This is a genomic window from Rhodococcus sp. HNM0569 (assembly GCF_012726205.1).
In the GTDB taxonomy this organism is placed as follows: Bacteria; Actinomycetota; Actinomycetes; order Mycobacteriales; family Mycobacteriaceae; genus Rhodococcus_F.
The window spans coordinates 81,022-87,723 of sequence record NZ_JAASAE010000016.1 but is presented as its reverse complement, the minus strand read 5'-3'; the positions used below and the strand labels follow the sequence as shown (position 1 = coordinate 87,723).

General features: G+C 64.9%; 9 protein-coding genes. 8 read left to right on the top strand and 1 reads right to left on the bottom strand.

The features are described from left to right. From HCA44_RS18325 to HCA44_RS18305, 5 genes are all read left to right on the top strand, one after another. Positions 1-406 (top strand): DUF3558 family protein (locus tag HCA44_RS18325; protein ID WP_169650753.1); only part of this gene is annotated, 406 nt, incomplete at its 5' end. A 48-nt stretch (positions 407-454) separates the two neighbouring features. Then, positions 455-832: a hypothetical protein gene (locus HCA44_RS18320; RefSeq protein ID WP_169650752.1), complete on the top strand. Its 378-nt coding sequence runs from the start codon at positions 455-457 to the stop codon at positions 830-832. A 294-nt stretch (positions 833-1,126) separates the two neighbouring features. Continuing rightward, a complete protein-coding gene (locus tag HCA44_RS21090) occupies positions 1,127-1,408 on the top strand; it encodes a hypothetical protein (protein WP_240945618.1) in 282 nt (93 codons plus the stop codon). An 87-nt stretch (positions 1,409-1,495) separates the two neighbouring features. Beyond that, positions 1,496-1,816 carry a hypothetical protein gene (locus HCA44_RS18310; protein ID WP_169650751.1) on the top strand — a complete coding sequence of 107 codons (321 nt, stop codon included), beginning with the start codon at positions 1,496-1,498 and terminating at the stop codon, positions 1,814-1,816. Beyond that, positions 1,758-2,555, top strand: coding sequence for a hypothetical protein (locus tag HCA44_RS18305; RefSeq protein WP_240945617.1), 798 nt, complete (start codon positions 1,758-1,760; stop codon positions 2,553-2,555). Before HCA44_RS18310 ends, HCA44_RS18305 begins: the two co-directional genes overlap by 59 nt. Before the next feature lie 40 nt (positions 2,556-2,595). On the opposite strand, the gene HCA44_RS18300 is transcribed toward HCA44_RS18305, so the two are convergent. Further along, positions 2,596-3,201, bottom strand: a complete 606-nt coding sequence (locus HCA44_RS18300; RefSeq protein WP_169650764.1) for a TetR/AcrR family transcriptional regulator — start codon at positions 3,199-3,201, stop codon at positions 2,596-2,598. 112 nt (positions 3,202-3,313) lie between these two features. Here HCA44_RS18300 and HCA44_RS18295 point away from each other — a divergent pair, with 112 nt between their 5' ends. The 3 genes from HCA44_RS18295 to HCA44_RS18285 all read left to right on the top strand — a co-directional run bounded on the left by HCA44_RS18295 (position 3,314) and on the right by HCA44_RS18285 (position 6,276). After that, the gene (locus HCA44_RS18295) at positions 3,314-4,279 is read left to right on the top strand and encodes an alpha/beta fold hydrolase (RefSeq protein ID WP_169650750.1); all 966 of its coding nucleotides are present in this window, start codon (positions 3,314-3,316) and stop codon (positions 4,277-4,279) included. Between the two features lie 157 nt (positions 4,280-4,436). After that, positions 4,437-4,856, top strand: a complete 420-nt coding sequence (locus HCA44_RS18290) for a hypothetical protein (RefSeq protein WP_169650749.1) — start codon at positions 4,437-4,439, stop codon at positions 4,854-4,856. Between the two features lie 127 nt (positions 4,857-4,983). Further along, positions 4,984-6,276, top strand: coding sequence for an IS256 family transposase (locus HCA44_RS18285; RefSeq protein WP_169650763.1), 1,293 nt, complete (start codon positions 4,984-4,986; stop codon positions 6,274-6,276). The last annotated feature ends 426 nt before the right edge of the window (positions 6,277-6,702 follow it).

Genomic DNA, 6,702 nt, shown 5'->3' with positions numbered 1-6,702 from the left:
CTGCACCATCTCCGACGAAGCACTGGTTCAAGCAGGGCTGGACCCGGCAACTGAGGGCCCGGGCTCGTTGGCGGGCGGCCAACCAGGTTGGAAGAGCTGCGAGTGGGAAAGTGACCGCATTGGCGTGATCGTGAGTTCGTCCGCCACCACGGGGCCCGACCACTTCCGCAACTTCCCTGGAAACTTCGATTTCCAAGACGTAACCGTCGCCGGTCGACAGGGGTTCACCTACCGTCAAGAGCAGGATACGAGCGGGACATTCTGTTGGATCACGATCCCATTCGAGAACGGCGGGGTACTCGATATGCAGGTAGACAGATCAGCGTTCACCAAGGACTACAGCATGCCTATGTGCGACTGGGCACTGCAGGTGGGGAACGTGCTGTTTGCAGAGGCGCCCCGCTGACGAATAAGCTCCGAGCCGTATTCGATCAAACAGGGGAGGGTCGATCGAATGACCGATTCAGTATCAGGGGTGGACAACCTGCTGGCTCTGGCTGGGCAAGCCAAGGCAGGTGAAATCGTACTCGACCCCGAGGTTGCGCAGGACTGCGCGAAGGCTGCGCAAGAAGCGATCGCCTCGCTGCAAAGTGTTCGGAGAAGCATGGGCCGCCAGACCGGCCTACTGCCGCTCGGCAACTTCGACTGTGGGCATGAGCTGGCGCAGATTCTCTCCGATACGACCCAGCAGTTCCTCGACCGGATCGACAAACACATCACCTGCTTGAAAGCGATTCACGACATGGTGGGCGCCCAGGTGGCCGCGACGATGACCACCGACGAGCAGACCTCGAGCGCTCTGGCACGAGTCAACGGCCAGGTCGCGGGCTGAGCGCCGCGCTGCCAGAACCACTGCGACACAAACGAAGAAAAGAACCTGCCCATTGCGCGCACGACAGCATGTGCCGTAGCCTTCCTGGCCGCCACCCTCGCGGTCGTCAGCTGCGGAAGCGACGAGACTTCGGACAGTTCAACTACTTCGGCCGCCGTAGCACCGTGGGATCCCTGCACCGTCTCCGACGACGCGCTGGTACAAGCAGGGCTGGACCCGACGTCCGAGGGCCCGGGGTTGTCAGCGGAAGCACCTGGATGGAAGTCCTGTGCGTGGAAAAGCAGCGACCTCGGCGTGATCATCAGTACCTCCGCCACAGCTGCCGTCGACCAGTTCCGGGAAGCACCGGGAAACATCGACTTTCAGGACGTAATCGTCGCCGACCGACAAGGCTTCACCTTCCGCGAGGAGCGGGACGAGAACGGAACGTTCTGCTGGCTCATAGTGCCCTTCGCAAATGGCGGCGCACTGAACATGCAGGTCGACCGCTCCGCTTTCACAAAGGACCGGACGACGCCCATGTGCGAATGGGCCGTGCGAATCGGGAACGTACTCGTTGCCGAGGCTCCCCGCTGAAAGTGGCTGTGTGCGATCGCCCACCAGCCGAACATTCGCACCTTCACCAGGACCGGACATCTTTGCAATTCTATATAGAATTGCAGAATGAATTCGACAGTGAACATTCCCGTGTCGGTCGCGGCGCGCAAGGGCGTCTCCGCCCTCGCCGAGCTGAGCGAGGAGCAGCGCGTGGCGCTGACCAGCCACGGTCGCGTGGTCGCCGTCGTGGATTCTCCTGCCAGGGTCGACGCCGAGGTTCGTGAGCTCCGCGACGCTGCATGGGCCGTGGTGGAAGCTGCTGCCGATCTGACCTCCTCGCGTTCTCACCGGTACAGCCTCGACGAGTTGTGCTCGAAGGCCGGCGTCGATGCCGAACGGGTACGGCAGCGTGCTGAACAACTGCGCGCCGAGTCGCATGCGGGGTAGCGAGCGCCTGCCTGACGATCAAGCCGAGATCGCCTTCTCCGAGCCGTTCCTGATGTACCTGGACGAGCTGACGGCCGACGACCGAGAGTCGGTGGTCACCGAGGTGGTGGCGCTCCGCGACAACCCCGTCCTCAAGCACCCGCTGAGCAACAAGTCGGCGACCGACCGCCTTGCCGGCCTCAACACAGTGGAAGTTCTGAACAAGCGGCACCGCATCGTCTACGCCACGGGGACGGAACGGGGCGTTGGGCTGATCGAGGTTATCTGCGCTGGCCCCCGCACCGGAAACGCGGTGTACGACGTCGCCAACGCCTTGGTCCGATCGGGCCAGCTCACCGTGGAAGAGGCCACGCGGGTCTGGGACGCCCTCGCGTTGCTGGAGATCCTCGCCGAGGCCGCGGGTCTCGACGGCTGGGACTACAGACCCCCACCGGCCGACGCACATCTGGTTCGCGCGCTGGTGCAACTGGGCCTCCTCCCCGAACAACTTGCCTCGGTGGTATCCCGAGCCGAGGCGGACGCCGCGGTGCGCGACGGCTACGACGAGTCCGGCCGGCCGGATCCTTCTGCCGCTCTGGCAGCGGTGCTGCGCGCGGCCCGCAGCCGCTCCGACTATGGAGACGCGACCGATGTTCTCGAGCGTCGAACCAGAGATCGCTGCGGCGCGGAGATGCCGAGGGCACGGGCGACGTGCATCCGCCGAATCGGTCACCCAGGGCCGCACCGCGCGAGCACTTGAGATTATCGCGAGCGCTCAGCTGCGCCGCAGGCAAGCCGGATCAGATGTCACCTATCCGCGCAGCAGTCCCACCGGATCCGCTCAGTACGCCGGTGACAAGCAACTGCACAAGCGGATCGGCGTCGTAGGCGGGATCCGCAGCCGCCCCGATGCACAGATTTCCTATGCCTTTCATCAGGTTGTATGCGTCCACAGTGCGTGGGGCGCCGCGGTATTCGCGCGCCGAATCGAGTAGAGAAGCACACACTGGCACGAGACGATCGACGAAGTACGCATGCAGGGCATCGGACCCAGCGTTGTCGCCCTGCAGAGCATCGGCGAGACCATGTTTGGTGACCAGGAACTCCACGAAAAGAGCGACCCACGCCCGCAATGCCGCCTCCGGCGTCGGACATTCGGCACGCAGTCGGGGGCCGGCGTCCGCGCATGCCTCGACCTGGTGGCGGTACACCGCCACCACAAGTTCCGGACGCGTCGGAAAGTGTCGGTAGATCGTCCCCATCCCGACACCGGCCCTTGCCGCGATCTCCCGCACCGGTGCGTCGACGCCCGACGTGACGAACACCGCCGCCGCCGCGTCGAGTAGCGCCTGCTCGTTTCGGCGCGCGTCGGCGCGCTTCGTCCGCCGCCCGCTCTCATCGGTCACAGAACACTCCTCCACATCCACAAGTATTGCTATCCGGAACATTGCTCCGTATTGTTCGGAACAGCGCTCCGCTTTTCATTATGGCAGGACGCACAGCCGAAAGGACTTCGCCGTGACCTCCTCCGTCCAGACCCCCGCCCACCTCGCCACCCTCGACCATCTCGTTGGCGTCGGCGCCCCCGTCGCCTCGGTTGCCCCGGTCGAACTACCGGCCGTGGGCCGCGCGCTGCCACTCGAGCTGCGAGTCTCCGCGCCCACCACCGGCTCAGAGCTACCGATCGTGCTGTTCTCACACGGCAACGGGTGGCACCACGACGGCTACGCACCATTGGCCGCGTTCTGGGCCTCCCGAGGCTTCGTGGTGGTCCAGCCCACGCACCTGGACTCGCGACGCTACGGGATCGGGCTCGACGACCCTCGCTTCCCGGGCATTTGGCTCGAGCGGATCGTGGACCTGACACGCGTCCTCGACCAACTCGACGCCGTCGAGGCTTCCGTTCCCGGACTGACCGGACGGATCGACCGCACACGCATCGCCGTCGCCGGGCACTCCTGGGGCGCGCAAACCGCACAGGCCCTCCTCGGCGCCCGAGTCGTGAACAAAGAAGGCCAGGTCGGGGAGGACATGTCCGACGGCCGAGTCGCGGCCGGAATCCTGCTGTCGGCAACCGGCATCGGCGGCGAGGACCTACATCCGTTCGCGCAGGACAACTTCCCGTTCATGTACCCGTCGTTCCGTGAGCTCACCACGCCGACGCTGGTCGTCGCAGGTGACCACGACCAGTCCCCGATGTCCAGTCGCGGCCCCGACTGGTTCACGGACGCATACACGTTCAGCCCCGGCGCCACCGACCTGCTCACCCTGCACGGTGCCGAGCACGCCCTCGGCGGGATCCCCGGATACGAAGTCGCCGAGACGACCGACGAGAACCCGGAGCGCGTGGCCTTACTGCAGCGGATGAGCACCGCGTACCTTCGCACCGCGCTCGAACTCGATGCCGACGCCTGGGCCGCCGCCCGGGCGGTCTTGGCAGAGGGCACCAACCCGATCGGTCGCGTCGACAGCAAGAAGCGCTGACTCACTGGACCGCTCGCCGCCGAACTCTTCGGACGACCGCTGGTGTGACCGACGATGAGTGGGGCGGGGCCGGAACTCCTCCTGCGATGTCGGGATTCCAGGCATCACGCAATTTCGACAGCACAACTACTTCGGCTGCGGTAGAGCCCGGGATCCAGTGGCAGGCCCCAATGGGCAACGGGGCTCTCAACAGCCTGCCCCATCACTGGAAGCCCCCGACGACTCGTCATTTTGCGCCGAGCCCGGTGGTCTCGAGAATTACGATGAGGACAACGCCGATCAGGAGTCCCACTCCACCCCATATCAACCGCATCCGAAGCAGTTCTTTGACGGTTTCAGCGATCTTCCAATTCATTCGCCCGTCCTTGTGTCTGGCCATTCGCGTTCCTCGCTGATCATCATCGTCGAACAAGTGCACCAAGCCGAGTGCCGCGTTGACATATACGTCGCCGACGGCGGCGACAAAGGACGCCCGGCCGAGCAACCCGATGGCACTGGCCGCTATCGCCCGCTGTCGTCACCTGGATCGAGCGAACGTACCTACGTCGACGCCGACAGGGCCGCCTCGGAGCAATGATCAGAACCTGTGGATCCCGGAGGGCGTGCCCTCCCGGAAGATGATCTGCAAGGAATCCGAATTCTGATCAAGACCAGCGTTGGCGCGCTGGCGGGAAGGCACGCCCGTGCTCACGGTAGTAGACGGCATCGACGACTCCAACGAGACCGGCGGCGGTGCCGGGTCGGGGCGGTCACTGATCGACGAGATCGTCCGCGACGGTGCCCGAAGAATGCTGGCCGCGGCTCTGCAGGTCGAGGTCGCCGACTACATCGCCCGCCACGCCGGTGAGGTCGACGAGCACGGGCACCGACTGGTGGTCCGCAACGGCTACCACGCCGAACGTGAGGTGATCACCGCGGCAGGATCGGTGGCGGTGAAGGCGCCGCGCGTGAACGACAAGCGCACCGACCCCGACACCGGCGAACGCAAGAGGTTCGCCTCGGCGATCCTGCCGGCGTGGGCCCGCAAATCCACGGAGGTCAGCGAGGTGCTGCCACTGCTGTACCTGCACGGACTGTCGACCAGCGACTTCGGTCCCGCGTTGGAGCAGTTCCTCGGCAGCGGCGCCGGACTGTCACCCTCGTCGATCACCCGGCTCACCACGCAGTGGCAGGACGAAGCGGCCGCGTTCGGGAAACGGGACCTCTCCCAGGTCGACTACGTCTACCTGTGGGTCGACGGCATCCACCTGAAAGTGCGGCTCGAACAGGAGAAACTGTGCTTGCTGGTGATACTCGGGGTCCGCGCCGACGGCCGTAAGGAGCTCGTCGCGGTCACCGACGGCTACCGCGAGTCGACCGAGTCCTGGGCGGATCTGCTGCGGGACTGCCGCCGGCGTGGGATGCGAGCCCCGGTGCTGGCGGTCGGCGATGGTGCGCTCGGGTTCTGGAAGGCGTTGCGGGAGGTGTTCCCCGACACCCGCGAGCAGCGTTGCTGGTTCCACAAACAGGCCAATGTTCTTGCCGCGCTGCCGAAGTCAGCGCATCCTGGCGCGTTGGCGGCGATGAAGGACATCTACAACGCGGAGGATATCGACAAGGCGCAGCTCGCGATCGCGGCTTTTGCGCGGGACTACAGTGCGAAGTATCCGAAGGCAGTCGCGAAGATCGCCGACGACTCCGATGTGCTGCTCGAGTACTTCAAGTATCCGGCTGAGCACTGGGTGCACCTGCGCACGACGAACCCGATCGAGTCCACCTTCGCCACCGTCCGTTTGCGAACGAGGGTGACCAAGGGGCCCGGGTCGAGGGCTGCGGGGATGGCGATGGCCTACAAGCTGATCGAGGCCGCCCAGTCCCGGTGGCGCGCAGTCAACGCCCCACACCTGGTTGCGTTGGTCCGCGCCGGGGCGTTGTTCCACAAGGGCAAACTCCTCGAACGGCCAGCAGACATCACACCGGAGCCGTCACCGGACACGCCGGTGTCCGCCGTCGCATGACACCATCATGCCGAGTAGACAGGGGTGTTTCATGAATCGGTACTCGAGCGCTGCCGTCGGCCTCTACGTGATCGCAGTCATCGCGCAAGCACTCACATGGGCAGATTTGGGCAGTGATGCACGTAGTTCACGCATCGTGCTCTTCCTCCTCGCCGCTGCACTGCTGACCGCGATCCTCGGAACACGCACGAATCGAGACTGAACCAGGGGTGCCAGGGACGCCCCGATCCACAGGATTTGACTATTTCTCCCGCCTCGGCCGGTTGACCCGATCGAATTCGACACGACAATCCCGATTGTCTTCACGCCAGGCGCAATGACGATAGGGCGAGCGCAAAGAAGTCTTTGTAGCTGCAACATAGCCGCCGTTCGTGACGGACATGTCAACGTCTGCACAATGCCGTGGGGCGGGATGTACCTCGCAGG

What these genes read in the sequence shown, in the direction of transcription:
- HCA44_RS18320 (WP_169650752.1), top strand. Translation starts at nt 455, where the DNA reads ATGACCGATTCAGTATCAGGGGTGGACAACCTGCTGGCTCTGGCTGGG.
- HCA44_RS18310 (WP_169650751.1), top strand. Translation starts at nt 1,496, where the DNA reads ATGAATTCGACAGTGAACATTCCCGTGTCGGTCGCGGCGCGCAAGGGC.
- HCA44_RS18305 (WP_240945617.1), top strand. Translation starts at nt 1,758, where the DNA reads ATGCCGAACGGGTACGGCAGCGTGCTGAACAACTGCGCGCCGAGTCGC.